Source organism: Psychrobacillus sp. Z16_25 (assembly GCF_056856695.1).
In genome coordinates this window covers 26,014-41,403 of sequence record NZ_JBXEOV010000009.1, presented here as the reverse complement: position 1 = coordinate 41,403, position 15,390 = coordinate 26,014, and the positions used below count along the sequence as shown (strand labels likewise).

Annotated in this window: 12 protein-coding genes; 10 read left to right on the top strand and 2 right to left on the bottom strand. The window is 38.4% G+C overall.

Annotation, left to right across the window (positions count from 1 at the left end):
* Positions 1 to 77 precede the first annotated feature (77 nt).
* Entirely contained in the window at positions 78 to 1,373 is a 1,296-nt protein-coding gene (locus AC1VU3_RS10835) for an NCS2 family permease (RefSeq protein ID WP_482983480.1), read from the top strand.
* A gap of 89 nt (positions 1,374 to 1,462) precedes the next feature.
* Here AC1VU3_RS10835 and AC1VU3_RS10830 read toward each other — a convergent pair whose 3' ends face one another.
* Positions 1,463 to 2,017 (bottom strand): TVP38/TMEM64 family protein, encoded by a 555-nt coding sequence (locus tag AC1VU3_RS10830; protein ID WP_482983479.1) that lies wholly within the window; start codon positions 2,015 to 2,017, stop codon positions 1,463 to 1,465.
* A 233-nt stretch (positions 2,018 to 2,250) separates the two neighbouring features.
* Here AC1VU3_RS10830 and AC1VU3_RS10825 point away from each other — a divergent pair, with 233 nt between their 5' ends.
* Entirely contained in the window at positions 2,251 to 3,567 is a 1,317-nt protein-coding gene (locus AC1VU3_RS10825; protein ID WP_482983478.1) for a hemolysin family protein, read from the top strand.
* A 45-nt stretch (positions 3,568 to 3,612) separates the two neighbouring features.
* Positions 3,613 to 4,677 carry a hemolysin family protein gene (locus AC1VU3_RS10820; RefSeq protein ID WP_482983477.1) on the top strand — a complete coding sequence of 355 codons (1,065 nt, stop codon included), beginning with the start codon at positions 3,613 to 3,615 and terminating at the stop codon, positions 4,675 to 4,677.
* 94 nt (positions 4,678 to 4,771) lie between these two features.
* On the opposite strand, the gene cyoE is transcribed toward AC1VU3_RS10820, so the two are convergent.
* Positions 4,772 to 5,668: a heme o synthase gene (gene cyoE, locus AC1VU3_RS10815; RefSeq protein ID WP_482983476.1), complete on the bottom strand. Its 897-nt coding sequence runs from the start codon at positions 5,666 to 5,668 to the stop codon at positions 4,772 to 4,774.
* Positions 5,669 to 5,920: 252 nt separating this feature from the next.
* Between cyoE and AC1VU3_RS10810 the strand changes: the two genes are divergently transcribed.
* The 7 genes from AC1VU3_RS10810 (at position 5,921) to AC1VU3_RS10780 (ending at position 15,378) form a co-directional block, all read left to right on the top strand.
* The gene (locus AC1VU3_RS10810; protein ID WP_482983475.1) at positions 5,921 to 6,433 is read left to right on the top strand and encodes an RNA polymerase sigma factor; all 513 of its coding nucleotides are present in this window, start codon (positions 5,921 to 5,923) and stop codon (positions 6,431 to 6,433) included.
* Entirely contained in the window at positions 6,426 to 7,532 is a 1,107-nt protein-coding gene (locus AC1VU3_RS10805) for a hypothetical protein (protein ID WP_482983474.1), read from the top strand. The genes AC1VU3_RS10810 and AC1VU3_RS10805 overlap by 8 nt, the downstream gene beginning before the upstream one ends.
* A gap of 261 nt (positions 7,533 to 7,793) precedes the next feature.
* A complete protein-coding gene (locus AC1VU3_RS10800; RefSeq protein WP_482983473.1) occupies positions 7,794 to 8,180 on the top strand; it encodes a hypothetical protein in 387 nt (128 codons plus the stop codon).
* Positions 8,181 to 8,375: 195 nt separating this feature from the next.
* A complete protein-coding gene (locus tag AC1VU3_RS10795; protein ID WP_482983472.1) occupies positions 8,376 to 10,580 on the top strand; it encodes an MMPL family transporter in 2,205 nt (734 codons plus the stop codon).
* A gap of 828 nt (positions 10,581 to 11,408) precedes the next feature.
* Positions 11,409 to 12,950 carry a phytoene desaturase family protein gene (locus AC1VU3_RS10790; RefSeq protein ID WP_482983471.1) on the top strand — a complete coding sequence of 514 codons (1,542 nt, stop codon included), beginning with the start codon at positions 11,409 to 11,411 and terminating at the stop codon, positions 12,948 to 12,950.
* A 53-nt stretch (positions 12,951 to 13,003) separates the two neighbouring features.
* Entirely contained in the window at positions 13,004 to 13,891 is an 888-nt protein-coding gene (locus tag AC1VU3_RS10785) for a phytoene/squalene synthase family protein (RefSeq protein ID WP_482983470.1), read from the top strand.
* On the top strand, positions 13,891 to 15,378 hold the full coding sequence (locus AC1VU3_RS10780) for a phytoene desaturase family protein (protein WP_482983469.1): 1,488 nt from the start codon (positions 13,891 to 13,893) through the stop codon (positions 15,376 to 15,378). Before AC1VU3_RS10785 ends, AC1VU3_RS10780 begins: the two co-directional genes overlap by 1 nt.
* The last annotated feature ends 12 nt before the right edge of the window (positions 15,379 to 15,390 follow it).

The following is a 15,390-nucleotide window of genomic DNA, read 5'->3' as shown; positions in this document are numbered from 1 at the left end:
CCAAATAGTGGTCAAAGCTTTTTTTATATCAAGGGAGATTGGACCATCTTTAAATCTAGCATATAGGAGACTACATCATGAGAAACTTTTTTAAATTTACAGAACGGAATACGTCCTATAAGCAGGAAACAATCGCAGGAGTAACGACCTTCCTATCTATCGCTTATATATTAGTCGTAAATCCAATTATTCTTAGCCAATCTGGGATGGATAGTGGGGCAGTATTCACTGCAACTGCCCTTACGGCAATCATCGGAACGCTAATGATGGGATTGCTTGCTAACTTTCCAATTGCCATTGCGCCTAGTATGGGATTGAATTCATTTTTCACTTTTTCTGTTTGCATTGGAATGGGGATAGAATGGCAAGTTGCTTTAACAGGAGTGTTTGTAGCAGGGATTATTTTTATGGTATTAAGTCTACTGAAGATCCGAGAGAAGATTATTAATATTATTCCAATCGATTTAAAATATGCGATAGCTTCTGGGATTGGATTCTTCATCACATTCATTGGCTTAAAAAACGGTGGAATTATTATAGGGAATCCAGATACATTTGTTTCAATCGGGGATTTAAATTCACCAATGACCTTACTTGCAATTCTCGGCCTTGTCATTACAATCGTTCTGTTAGTTCGAGACGTAAAAGGTGGCATTTTCTACGGAATGGTTATCACAACGGTTGTAGGTATGCTTTTCGGATTGATTGAAGTTCCTTCATCCGTTGTTGGGAATATACCGAGCCTTGAACCAACATTTGGTGTCGTCTTTTCCCATTTAGATGATATTTTTACCCCTGAAATACTGACGGTTATTTTCACTTTTTTAATCGTTGCTTTTTTTGACACAGCTGGTGCATTAATCGCACTTACTAGTCAAGCAGGAATGATGAAAGGGAATACTATCCCGAATATCGGAAAGGGATTACTTGCCGATTCTTCTGCTGCAGCAATTGGCGCTGTATTAGGTACATCGACACCGGCTACAAGTATTGAATCTTCTGCGGGTATTGCGGTAGGAGGAAGAACGGGCTTTACGTCTATTATTGTTGCAGCATGTTTTCTGGTTGCTTTATTCTTTTCTCCGCTTGTTGCAGTAATTTCCGTGGAAGTTACATCAGCTGCTTTAATTATTGTCGGTGCATTAATGGCTATGGAAATTAGTAAAATAAATTGGAAAAAGTTAGAGGTCGTCATTCCTTCTTTTTTAACCATTATTATGATGCCTCTGACTTCTAGTGTAGCAATCGGGATTGGACTAGGCTTTGTTCTTTATCCAATTTGTTTAGTAGCACAAAAGCGTTATAAAGAAGTTCATCCAATTATGTATATGCTTTGTTTGTTATTCATTTTGTACTTTGCTTTTATTGTGTAGAAAAGTTGCTACTAGAGAGCAACTATTAAACGGAAAATGCATCAGAACCTTGCAAGAAAAGGTTTTGATGCATTTTTTATTCTCTAATTTTACTTTTGCCATTTCTTTTTGAGCTTATTTCCTAGTAAAAACAAAGCTAAAAGGTACAATGCAATGACCAAAAGAGAGTGCCAGTTTCCTGTTGCCATTTGATGACCTGCCAATGAAAACCCTAAAATGGTCGGGAGTTTTCCTAAAAAGGTAGCGGCGATAAAGGGAAACAGTCGGACATTCGAGATGCCAGCTATTAAATTAACGCCGGCAGAAGGCATAATTGGAATGATACGACCAAGGAAGACCGCTAAAAAGCTGTTAGTCTCAATTAGCTGAAGATATTTTGTGAATGTCTGTCGTTTTGCTAAATATTTCATTGCGATATTACGCAATACATTTTTACTGAGTAAAAATAAAATAACCGCTCCCGTAATCGTACCTGTCATATTGATCAGTAATCCTATTTTGAAGGAATGCTGTCCAGCTATCAAGGCAGCTACCAATGGTATCGGAGCAAATGGCACCATAGAGACAAATGCCATCGCTAAAAATTGATAGAGCCAATCGAATGAATGCTCGCTTTGTAAGATAGAAAAGATAGTTTGTTTCATTGTAAAGCCTTTCTAGTATGTTTTAGTTATAGTATACAAAAAATTGGCTGGTTACTCATACATACACAAATTAGAGCTATGACGTAAGGGGTATTACTCGTTTATAATAAAAATTTTTGATATTATGAAACTATATAGTGGACGTTTTCGTATACTATATTTATTGCTTTAGAGTAACAAAATCTAAAGCTTTGTAAAAAAACGGAGGTGAATCCCTCATTTGAGGGAACATATTGGACTCGAGTATCGTAAACATTATTTTATTAATTATCTTTTTAGGACTGACAGCTTTTTTCGTCGCAGCGGAATTTGCAGTAGTGAAAATTCGTAAATCAAGAATTAATCAGCTGATTGAAGAAGGGAATAAAAAAGCTGTTATTGCTCAAAAGGTTGTAAGTGACCTGGACTATTATTTATCAGCATGTCAATTAGGGATCACGATTACAGCACTTGGCTTAGGAGCTTTTACAAAACCTTATGTGAAGCAATTAATGTATCCCGTGTTTGAATGGATGAATACACCTGAAACACTCATGAATGTCTTGTCATACGCAATATCACTTGCAGTAGTAAGTTATTTACACGTTGTTGTGGGAGAAATGGCTCCAAAAACATTGGCGATTCAGTTCTCAGAAAAAGTTACTTTAATGCTAGCGCCACCACTATACTATTTTGGTAAGGTGATGAATCCATTTATTAAAGCTTTAAACGGAACATCTCGCTATTTCCTACGTGCAGTTGGTGTGAAAGCAGCAAGCGAAGATCAAGCATACTCTGAAGAAGAATTAAAAATTATCATGGCACAAAGTTTTCAAGGAGGAGAGATTGATAAGCAAGAATTAGAATACATGGAAAATGTATTTGCCTTCGATGAACATGTTGTCAAAGATATTATGATTTCTCGTCAAGAGCTTGTAACAATTGATAAAAATATGGATACCAAAGAGATTTTATCGATTTTAGATGAACATAATTATACTCGTTATCCAGTGGTAGAAGAAAATGATAAAGATAAAATTATTGGTTTTGTCAATGCAAATAAATTGCTTACTAGAATTGTAACGAATAGACCAGTTGTATTGACTGACTTTATAAGAGCAATTCCATTTGTATTTGAACAAACGCCAATTCAAGATGCCCTTTTGAAAATGCAAAAGGAACGTGTACATATAGCATTGGTAATTGATGAGTATGGTGGTACAGCTGGTATTTTAACGTTGGAAGATATATTAGAAGAGCTTGTCGGAGAGATTCGAGATGAATTCGATGAAGATGAAGTAGATGAAATCCGAAAGACAGGTGAGCAAGAATACACTATTAATAACCGTGTATTATTAGAAGATTTAGAGGACCGCTTTGGTCTCGATTTCGAGGACACAGAAGAAATTGATACAATTGGTGGTTGGCTGCTTCAGGCTGTTTTGAAAGATGCTTCAGAGATAACTGAGGGATTAGAAATAAAGCATGGTGATCATTTATGGGTGATCGGTGAAGTAGAAAACTATCATATTAAAGAGGTAGTCTTTAAACAAGATGTTTTTAAACAATAATTACGGTTATTAATGGAGGTGAATCCCTTTTACTAAGGGAATATATTGGACAGTATAATTATAGTAAATTTAGCATTAGTCGCTTTATTCATCTTACTTACAGCGTTTTTTGTAGGTGCAGAATTTGCGATTTTAAAAGTACGTATGTCACGATTAGATCAGCTTATCTCAGAAGGAAATAAGAAAGCGGTGCTCGCTAAGAAGGTAACACAAGATCTTGATTATTATCTATCTGCCTGTCAACTTGGTATAACGATTACAGCGTTAGTTTTAGGAGCTCTCGGGGAACCAACTGTTGAAAAAATGCTGGCTCCTGTATTTGATTTCTTAAACATGGGAGAGACGCTGTCTACTGCATTGTCTTATGTGATTGCATTATCAGTTGTAACATTTTTACATGTGGTATTAGGGGAATTAATGCCAAAAACATTGGCAATTCAATATGCTGATAAAATGACACTTTTCTTAGCGCCCACACTTTATTGGTTTGGTCAGGTTTCAAAGCCATTTATTTCGGTTTTAAACGGCTCTGCTCGTCTGCTATTAAAGGCTTTCGGTGTAAAGCCTGCTGGACATAACGAGGTATATTCAGAGGAAGAGTTGAAAATGATTGTAACTCAAAGCTATGAAGGTGGCGAAATAAACCAGACGGAGCTAGCTTACCTGGAAAATATTTTTGCGTTTGATTCTCGTCAACTACTAGATATTATGATTCCTCGCTCTGAGGTTATCATGCTAGAAAAACAGCAAACGCTTGAACAAATGGTAGCGGTTATCGAAGAATTTGAATATACTAGATATCCTGTTATTGATGTAACAAAAAAGAAGAATGATGTCATAGGTTTTATTAATACGAAGGAAATGTTGAATGATATAGCTGTTGGGCGTACGAAGGATATTACGTCCTTCATCCATGAAATCCCTCGTTTTAAAAGCACGGCGACTATTAAGGAAGTGTTCTTAAAGATGCAACAAACACATAAACATATGGCTGTTGTGACGGACGGTAAGGGTACTATCGTGGGATTATTGACAATGGAAGATATCCTTTCTGAAGTTGTCGGGGAAATTCAAGATGAAGATGATGGAGATATTGTATACATGACATAAGATTCTTACTCCGTATGAGTAAAAGAAAAAGCGTCTAAAACCTTTATTACAAAGGTTTAGACGCTTTTCTTCTTGTTTATAGAAGAATGTTACTTTAGAAAGCGTGAGAGATCAATCCAATAATGGAGTATATGATTACAGTAAAGTAGATGGTCGTCATATGAAGGAGGGAAAAGACGAACATTTTATTTGCCCAAACCTTCATTTCCATTTTTCGTGCGCCGAACAAGCTTAATCCTAACCAAATAAGACCTAATATAAGAGAAACTAGTGTCAGCCCTAAGCTTAGTGGTAAAAATAAAAAGCTAGATAACACTAAGAGAATCAAGTAAAAATTGGTTTGAATATAGGTTCTTTTCGCGCTTTTTACGACAGGCAGCATCGGAATATTGGCTGCAGCATAGTCAGCGTGTTTCCGAATAGCGATTGCATAGAAATGTGGCATTTGCCAAATGACCATGATGAACACTAAGGCCCAGCATGCAGGATGCCAAATATCTGGTGCCACTGCTGACCAACCAATTAAAGGAGGCATCGCTCCTGATATACTGCCAACCTCTGTGTTCCAAATTGTATGACGTTTTGTCCACATTGTATAAGGCACTACATAGAAGAATACCCCTAGTAAACCAAGTAAAGCAGTTAAGGGTGAGGTCCAATATAATAAAATAAGTCCCCCCACTAATAAGAGGCTTGCCATAATGGCCACCTGTTTTATAGAGATTGTGCCAGTGACTGTTGGACGAACCTTTGTACGAGCCATAATGGCATCTATATCTCGGTCATAAATATTATTGAAAGAACCAGCAGCTCCGATGATTGCAGCTGTCCCTATAATTGTAAAAATGACATTCCAAATATTCTCAATGAAACTATAATTATACGTATATAATGCAAGCATTAGTCCGGCAATCATCGGTATGAGATTGGATTTTATAATGCCAGTCTTCACTACTTGTGCCCATAATGATCTTTGAGATTGTTTTTTCATTGTAATTATAACTCCTTATCTGTTCACCAGAACTAATATTACCTAATCATTTGAGTGAATACCATCCTTTTGCATCTTTTTTCACAAAGAGTTATGAACATTTTAGGGCTAATTATGTATGGTGACTATATTTCATCTTTTTGTTCCTTTTCTAGCTACTATTTTCGAAGTAAGGTTATAGAAATTTATCTTCATTTTCGTCTTTTCACCATCTAGCTCCGTTTATGTATTGTAAGGAAGGAAGGGGAAGCGTTGAGCCAATCAGAATTAGTTGAAAGAGGGATGCTGGAGTACACAGATTTGCTGTATCGCATTGCCTATTATTATGTGAAAGATTCATATGTGGCGGAGGATATTGTACAAGATGTATTTGTGAAGCTATATACCTCTAGTTATGAGGAGCAGGGAAATTTAAGGGCTTACTTATCTCGAATGACAGCCAATGCCTGTAAGGATTATTTGAGAAGCTGGGGTTATCGTAAAGTAAAGCTTGCTGCTAAACTACTATTCAAAGAGAAAACAGTGCAGAAAGACGGACTCGTGCAAAAGGATGAGCTGAATGCACTGGATGAAGCTATTTTATCCTTGCCAATAAAGCAGCGTGAGGCGATTGTTTACTATTATTTGGAGGACTTATCTATAAAAGAGATTGCCGAGCTATTGAACCGTCCTGAGAGCACCGTGAAATCTAGATTATCAGCAGGGAAAGATTTACTGCAAAAAAGGCTAGCCAAGGAAGAGTGGGAGGTTCTATTGCATGAATAATTATCGATTAACCCCGTTAAGAGATACGAAGGGAAGTAGGGAGCGTATTATAACAAATACTCGAAAGAAGCTACAAGGTTCTCCAAAGAAGGTCCGACAAAATTGGAAGCCAGTGATCATAGGAGCACTTGCATTATTAGTCGCTATCTTGTTAGGAGCACCATATATTCAGCAGGCATTTATGGAGAAAGATTATACGATTGAAAAGGTCGTTTTTCCAGAGGAAGCGTATGATTCGCTGATTAGATCTACGTATATCGATGGAACAAATGAATTTATTTATAATACGGCGAACGGCTTTTACTCTTTTGATGTTACTTCAAAGAAAGAAACACTAATTGTAGATACTTCCGAGACAGGAATAATATACGACTATGCCGTTTCGGAGGATTGGCTTGTTTGGACACAGTCAGTAGATAATAATGAAAAGATTCATGTGTTCAATCGAGAGACAAAGGATATGAAAGTTTTAGAAGATGATTATTTTGTTGGTATTGAATTGAAGGGAGATACCCTAATGTATATGGGCTTTGAGAATGCACAGCCCTATTATTTTAAACACAATTTACAGAACTCTCGGAGAGAGTCTTTACTTGCAATTAATGGAGGGGGTAGCAGCCGATCTGTAATAGAAGGAAACCTCATAGCAATTCCTGAGGAAAAGGAAGACTCTTCTCAAACCCTCGTCAAGGTCATTGATTTTGTGAAGGGAGAGTTAGTAGGCAGCTATGTATTTCCTTATACGAATGTCCAGTCTCTCACCTTAAAGGATAACCGAATTTATGGATACTCATGGGATGATGAAACGCCAGGGTTTATTGGAGAAATTGAAATGAATACCGGTAAGCATCAACAACTAAAAACGAACGTTGGGATTGATGGATATGCAACAGACGGAGAAAATTTTGCCATATCTGTACGCAAGGGAGACAGTAACTCTATACAGCTTTTTAAGCGTGATGGCAAAGAGCTTAAGCGACATTCGAAGCTTCCCACGATTTCTGAGCGTTTAGTGAAGCCTAGATTTACTGAGCAAGGGACACTAGTAGTAAATGGAGAAGGAGAAGATAGAGCGATGTATTTAATAAGATTTAAATAATGATTTGTCCTATAGAACCTCTATCGTTTAGAGGTTTTATAGGCTTTTTGTTTATGCTTTAACCTGATGACAAAACCAGTGTCAACTTACGTTAATAAAAGCTAACTCAAATAAAGGGCAAATAAGATAATTATTATGGACGATATAATATGTTTATTTTTCTCATTCTCTAACTCTGTATCCTTGTCATGCAATTTATACCTAGTTAGTATCATTATATTGTATAATTTGGAAAATGCTTATCAGGAGGTTTTCCACAAATTGAACAGACTTTCATTACTTCTATTTATCTTTCTTTTACTTGCAGGGTGCTCTGACCAAGGGAATGAGGCAGCTACTACTAAATTGGTACCTATTGAAAATCCAAAGCCTGTAGACTACCTTTCTAAGGGAAATGCAGATATCTTTTATTGGGATGGTATTGTATATTCGAATGGTTCAGATGTAGAGTGGGTACAAAATACACTTTTCCAAATGAAAGAGGTAGCAGGAGAGATAACAAATCAGACAAGTGAAACGGAAAAGTTCACAGATAAATCGGCAAATGTTCTACCGGTAGGAACGAAAATTTTTGTGACAGATACGAGCATATTGATCGCAGTTGTGGAGGGGAAGGAAATTCCTTATATCCCGATGATAGAGGGTTAGCACATTCTATAAAGGGTACCTTTAGGACACATTTCATAAGTCTTTGCGGTTGCCAATAGAATACCGAAATATGGTATACTTCAAAGCTAGGAAGATATAAAAAAACTATTATTTCTAAAGCATTTTTAGGTGTGAAGCTACCAGAAATGTAGTTAAGAGGTAATGGTACTATGAGAGAGAAAAGAGGTAAGAGACATGAAGAAACACCCCCTTGAACGATGGGGAGAAATCATGGGAGGCCCAAAAACACGCTGGGTTGTTGTAGCCTTGTGGCTAGCCGCAGCTATTTTGTTAGCCCTAATTTTCCCGCAAGTAAATAGCGTTGAAAATTTTGCTGGTGACGACCTGCCAGAGGATGTTATGTCCATACAGGCAGACAAGATAATCAGCGAGGAATTTCCTTCTGATTCAGGGATACCCTTGCTTATCGTATGGTATAAGGAAGCAGGTTTAGAGCTCTCGGATTTAGAAGGAATTCAGAAGCTTTACGGAGAGCTAGGGCAAAATCCGCTTCCTGGTCAGGAATCCATTCCTCCTTTTGATCAAATGCCGACTCAAGCTTTGATGGGTTCTCTTTCAGAAAATGGTGCGTCTATTGTAACGCCTATTTTCTTTGATACTTCAACAAATACGGAAACCTTAAAAGAAAATTTAGCAAAAATAACAGAAATAACAGAAGAACAGCTTGGGGTTAACCCTTATGAAACCAAATTAGATGAAGATGTACTGCACGCTCGCTATTCAGGGCCAGTAGGTATATCGGTCGATGCTACAGATTTATTTAAATCTGCAGACGTTCAATTGATGATTGCAACGGTTATCATCATATTAGTAATCTTGTTGTTGATTTATCGTTCTCCAATTCTAGCATTGATTCCATTGATTGTGGTAGGAGTGGCATTCTTAGTAGTAAGTCCGCTGCTTGGATGGATGGCTGAGAGTGGTTGGATTGATAAGGATGCGCAAGCTGTGGCAATTATGATTGTATTGCTATTTGGTGCCGGTACAGACTATTGCTTATTCCTCATCACCCGATATCGAGATATTCTTTTAACTGAGAGCAATAAATATACTGCACTTGCGATAGCTGTTCGAGAATCAACTGGCGCTATTGTCATGAGTGGGTTAACAGTGGTTATCGGACTTGCAACGCTTGGTCTTGCCGACTATGGTGCTTTCCAACGTTTTGCAGTGCCATTTAGCTTTGGAGTTTTATTAACTGGCTTTGCTGTTGTAACTTTATTACCAGCAGTCTTAGCATTTTTAGGTCGTGGGGCATTCTGGCCGTTTGTCCCAAGAACAGAAGAGCTAGGGAAAGCGTATGCTGAAAAGAAAAATAAACCGTATAAGCCACAAAAGGTCAATCATCGTTATATGCGTAAGATTGGTGATTTTGTCACGAATAAGCCTTGGCGCGTTATTCTTATTTCCGGTATTGTGTTAATTGCACTAGCAATAGCATCTACCAATATAAAGTATAACTATGATTTACTTTCTTCCTTCCCGGAGGATATTTCTTCTCGTGAAGGTTTTACGATAATTGAAGAAAACTTCACACCTGGAGAGCTAGCGCCTGTTGAATTACTTGTGGATACGCAAGGACGGGAATTAAATATTACGGAGCAGCTTTTGGCGTTGCCTTATATTGATCTTGTAAATGAGGTTCGTACAGGAGAAAAAAATCCAGATATTCAGTTGTATGAGGTGGATTTAAACAAAAATCCATATTCTAACGAAGCAATGGACGACATTGTACAGATGAAGAAAGATGTCGAGGAAATTCTGAAGGAAGCAAATATTTCAGGAGAGTACTGGATAGGCGGAGAAACAAGCGCTCAACTTGATACAAAGGAAGTTCAAAAGGCTGATGAAACACTGATTCAACCTGTAATGATCATTATCATCTTCCTCGTATTGGTTGTATATTTACGTGCACTTGTAACATCCATTCAGCTGATGGCTACGGTGCTTGTATCCTTCTTTGCGGCACTTGGAGCTGGCTGGTTAATCATTCATGGATTACTTGGTCATGAAGCAATGGCAAGTTCTATTCCTTTATATAGCTTTGTGTTCATCATTGCTCTTGGAAATGACTATAATATCTTCATGATTAGTGAGATATGGAAGAATCGGAAGCGTGGAAAAACGCATAAGGATTCTATTGCTGGAGGCGTAGCTTCAACTGGGGCAGTAATCACTTCCGCAGGGTTGATCTTAGCTGGTACCTTTGGAGTATTGGCTTCCCTACCGATTCAATTGCTTGTTCAATTCGGTATCGTTACAGCAATTGGTGTATTACTAGATACATTCATTGTACGACCATTATTGGTACCTGCTTTAATTACCGTGTTTGGAAAATGGTCTTACTGGCCAGGAAAGCTATTTAAAAAAGACTTATAAAAAATGAAACCGACTCTTTTGGGAGTCGGTTTTTTGTTGTTTTGAGTGAATAGAGCCGTTTGCTAAGGTAAGGGAGAAAGCTATCGCGCGGAAAGGGATCTCTACTGCTCGTTCCAAGTGCCTTACTGCGCGGTAATGGATCTCTACCGCTCGAAACAACTACTCTATTGCGCGAATCAAATCCTATCGCGCGGAAAGGGTTGGCTACTGCTCGTTCCAAGTGCCTTACTGTGCGGTAATGTGTGTCTACTGCTCGAAACAGCTACTCTATTGCGCGAATGAAATCCTATCGCGCGGAAAGGGTTGGCTACTGCTCGTTCCAAGTGCCTTACTGTGCGGTAATGTGTCTCTACTGCTCGAAACAGCTACTCTATTGCGCGAATGAAATCCTATCGCGCGGAAAGGGTTGGCTACTGCTCGTTCCGAATGCCTTACTGCGCGGTAATGGATCTCTACTGCTCGAAACAGCTACTCTATTGCGCGATGAAACCCTATCGCGCGGAAAGGGGTAGCTACTGCTCGAAACAACCAATCTATCGCTGAAATCGAATGGTATTAAAATGGTGGATTGATAGCAGTTCGATTACTAAATCTTCTTACTTCCTCCAGCGATTCCTTCTAGAACACTCATTTCACTTCACAATCCTCGAACCCTCAATGTTTACATCCATCATCAAAAGGTTATACAAACTTTGTATAATATATTTATATAAAACATTATACAAAACTATTGACTTTTGTATAATGTTTCTGAATAATGGGAAACATAATAGCTTTTCAAATAAAAAAATTAAATGGTGATAGCTAAAGGGAAAGAGGTCGTTATAGATGAAAAAGGTCGTAGTAGTTGGTGCGGGGGTAGCTGGATTGGCGAGTGCCATTCGGCTTCAGCATGCAGGGTATGAGGTGGAGCTATATGAAAAAGAAGCCATGCCTGGCGGAAAGATGAACCGAATTGAGTTAGATGGTTACCGATTCGATTTAGGACCTAGCATTGTGATGATGCCAGAGCTGTATAGAGAAGTGTTTGAACTGGCAGGTCGAAACCCGGATGACTATATCCCGATGCAAAAGCTAGATCCTATGTATACTACCTATTTTGGTGCCAAGGCAGAAGAAAAATATGATATATCCTCTGACCTAACAGAGTTAATGAAGACGCTTGAAAAAATTAGTGAAGAGGATGCTGATGGATTCTTAAAATATTTACAAGAAATCTACCAGCGATATCTGGTAGCAAAAAATCACTTCTTACAAAGACCGTTTCGAAATTTTTCTGATTTCTATAATTTAAAGACAATACGACAGATGTTGAAGCTGAAAACCTTCGACAGTGCTGATCACTTCATCGGTAAGTACGTGAAAAACGAGAGAATCAAACAAATTTTAAGCTTCCAAACCTTATACATTGGTATTTCTCCTTATAGTGGTCCATCTCTTTACACCATCATCCCGATGATTGAAATGCTGTATGGGGTCTGGTTTATAAAAGGTGGGATGTACACCATGGCTTCAGCAATGGTGCGATTATTTAAAGAACTTGGTGGAACAATTCATACTAATGCCTCTGTCGATGAAATCTTGATCAAGGATCAAAAGGCTTATGGCATACGAGTGAAAGGCGAGGAGATACTTGCAGATTACGTCATGTGCAATGCGGATTTTCCTTATGCAATGAAGCACTTGGTAAAGGATGAACAATCGAAAGGGAAATATACAGATAAGAAAATTGACCGAATGAAGTACTCTTGCTCTTGTTTTGTGATGTATCTTGGGATGAATCGCAAATATGAAGAGTTAGATAACGTCCATAATTTTTTTATAACGGAGGAGCTACAGGCAAACCTAAATGGCATTTTTGAAGGAGATCTCCTAGAGAACCCTTCCTTTTATGTCTATGCTGCATCGAAGCTAGACCCAACCCTTGCTCCAGAAGGAAAGGATGGCTTATATATATTAGTGCCTGTACCAGAGCTTTCATCGGCAAAGTATGAATGGACAGAGGAAATTACAAAGCATTATAGGGAAAAGGTTCTGGATGCCTTGAAGAATGTTAGGGGATTAGAAAATATAGAAAATGAAATAGTAACCGAAACTTATATGATTCCACCAGATTTTGAGTCCAAGTTTAATGCTTATAACGGAGCATGCTTTGGCCTAAGACCTACTCTCACACAGAGTAATCATTTACGACCACAAAGTAAGGCAAAGGATTGTGAAAATCTCTATTTTACTGGGAGCAGTACACATCCCGGAGCGGGTGTGCCGATTGTGTTATTATCAGCGAAAATTGCGACCGAGGAGCTATTACTAGACGACCGAGGCTATGAATTTGTGAAGAAATCAACCCTGGAGCTTGCTGCAAACTAAACACAATTCAGCTATCCAGAGTATAGCTGGACAATAAGAGGAGGCGAACCAAGATGATTGCCCAAAATTTATGCGAAGTCAAAAATGATTATCGTTACTGTGAAGAAATAATAAAAGAGCATTCCAAAAGCTTTTATTTTGCCTTCAAGGGTCTACCTGAGGAAAAAGCTAACGCTGTCTTTGCGATTTATACATTTTGTAGAAGGGCAGATGATTGTGTAGATAATAATGATACAAAGTCTAGTAGATTAACGGCCCTTAACCAACTCGAAATAGAGCTTAGATTATTTGAAGAGAATGAAGAGCTAAACCATCCCATGTGGAAGGCGCTTCGAGATGTATTTAATCGATACGATATGGATATTCGCCCCTTCTATAAACAGTTAAAGGGTCAGAGAATGGATTTAGATTTTCAAACTCCGAGGTCTTTAGATGATTTGGAGAGGTATAGCTACTATGTAGCTGGTACTGTTGGGCTTATGCTGTTGCCGGTGCTTGCAAAGGATACATCGTTACGTCTGAAGGAGCAGGCGATCAATCTGGGTATTGCTATGCAGATTACAAATATTTTAAGAGATATTGGGGAGGACTATCAGTTTAAAAAAAGAGTTTACCTACCCAATGATTTAATGACGGCAGAAGGTTATGGAGTAGAGGAGATACATCAGGCTAGTATCAACCGTCCTTTTATTAACATATGGGAAAGTCTTGCGCAGCGAGCAGAGGAACTTTACGATCAATTCGACTCCTCAATTAACAGCTTCGACGAGGATAGTCGTTTTCAAGTAATGCTCTCTGCAAGAATATATAGAGGTATTTTACAGGCTGTACGTAATAATCAGTATGATTGTTTTCATACAAGAAACTTTATTAGTCCAGCGGAAATGCAAAAGATTTATCAATCCACTCAACAAGATTTAACAAAGAAGGTGTTTTCCTGATGACTAAGAGCGTCATTATAATCGGCGGGGGGCTAGGCGGTTTATCGGCTGCCATCTCCTTGGCACAAAAAGGATATAAGGTATCCTTGTTTGAAAAAAATAATCATTTGGGTGGGAAGTTAAACAGGCTGGAGCAGGATGGCTTTGGCTTTGATTTAGGACCCTCTATTCTAACAATGCCGCATATTTTCATGAAGCTTTTTACTTCTAGTAATAGGCAAATGTCTGACTATATTCCGGCTATTCGTCTTGAGCATGAATGGCGTTCATTTTTTACAGATGGATCGATTATTGATTTATATGGCAGCCTAGAAAAAATGGAATCCGAAAATCTCTCGCTTACCAAAAAAGATATGGAAGAATATGAAGCGTTTTTAGCGTATGCACAAAAAATCTATGAGGTAACAGAGGACGGCTATTTGAATAAAGGGCTAGATACTACCATGGACATATTTAAGCACCATGGAATTATAGAGTCGATGAAAGGGTTCGACTATTTCTCTACGATGTATGATGCGATTGAAAAGCGAATTAGCAACCCCAACTTGAGAACAATGCTTTCTTATTTTATTAAATATGTTGGTTCTTCCCCCTATGATGCACCTGCAGTATTAAATATGATGATTTATATGCAGCATGCACAAGGTGTCTGGTATGTATCAGGTGGAATGCATGGTATTGCAAAAGGGATGGGGAAGTTGGGGCAAGAGCTGGGAATATCTTTTCATACTGGAAAAGAAGTAACTAGGTTAATAAAAGATGGCGAAAAAGTAACGGCCATTGAGCTTTCTGATGGCACAAAGCATTCTGCAGATTATTTTATCTCGAATATGGAGGTGATTCCTGCCTATGAGCAGCTTCTCCAGGAGGATTCGAATACTGTAGAAAAGCTAGAGAAGAAGTTTGAGCCATCAAGCTCGGGGCTCGTATTGCATTTGGGGGTAAATAAACAATATCCTCAGCTAAGACATCATAATTTTTTCTTCTCTAAAGATTTGAAAAGGCAAATGGATCAAGTGTTTCATCGATATGAGTTACCAGATGACCCAACCATCTACTTAGTAAATGTAAACAAAACGGATCTAAGTCAGGCACCTGCTGGACACGAGAATATTAAAATCTTACCTCATATACCGTATATACAGGATAAGCCGTATACAGAGGCGGACTATAGAGAACTAAGGAAACGAGTACTCATAAAGCTAGAGAATATGGGGCTAGTAGGGCTTCGTGAGCACATTGTAACGGAGGATATGTGGACTCCTGAAGACATCCAGCGTACCTATTATTCTCATAAAGGCTCAATCTACGGAACGTTATCCTCTAAAAAGAAAAATAAAGGATTTAAGCATCCGAAGAAGAGCTCGCTTTATCAAAATCTATACTTTGTAGGTGGCTCAGTGAATCCTGGCGGTGGAATGCCGATGGTGACACTTAGCGGGCAACAGGTAAGTGAGCTTATTGTAGCAGAAGAGCAGAAGAGATGATCGGAGGGCTTA

What these genes read in the sequence shown, in the direction of transcription:
- AC1VU3_RS10835 (WP_482983480.1), top strand. Translation starts at nt 78, where the DNA reads ATGAGAAACTTTTTTAAATTTACAGAACGGAATACGTCCTATAAGCAG.
- AC1VU3_RS10830 (WP_482983479.1), bottom strand. Translation starts at nt 2,017, where the DNA reads ATGAAACAAACTATCTTTTCTATCTTACAAAGCGAGCATTCATTCGAT.
- cyoE (WP_482983476.1), bottom strand. Translation starts at nt 5,668, where the DNA reads ATGAAAAAACAATCTCAAAGATCATTATGGGCACAAGTAGTGAAGACT.
- AC1VU3_RS10805 (WP_482983474.1), top strand. Translation starts at nt 6,426, where the DNA reads ATGAATAATTATCGATTAACCCCGTTAAGAGATACGAAGGGAAGTAGG.
- AC1VU3_RS10795 (WP_482983472.1), top strand. Translation starts at nt 8,376, where the DNA reads ATGAAGAAACACCCCCTTGAACGATGGGGAGAAATCATGGGAGGCCCA.
- AC1VU3_RS10790 (WP_482983471.1), top strand. Translation starts at nt 11,409, where the DNA reads ATGAAAAAGGTCGTAGTAGTTGGTGCGGGGGTAGCTGGATTGGCGAGT.
- AC1VU3_RS10785 (WP_482983470.1), top strand. Translation starts at nt 13,004, where the DNA reads ATGATTGCCCAAAATTTATGCGAAGTCAAAAATGATTATCGTTACTGT.
- AC1VU3_RS10780 (WP_482983469.1), top strand. Translation starts at nt 13,891, where the DNA reads ATGACTAAGAGCGTCATTATAATCGGCGGGGGGCTAGGCGGTTTATCG.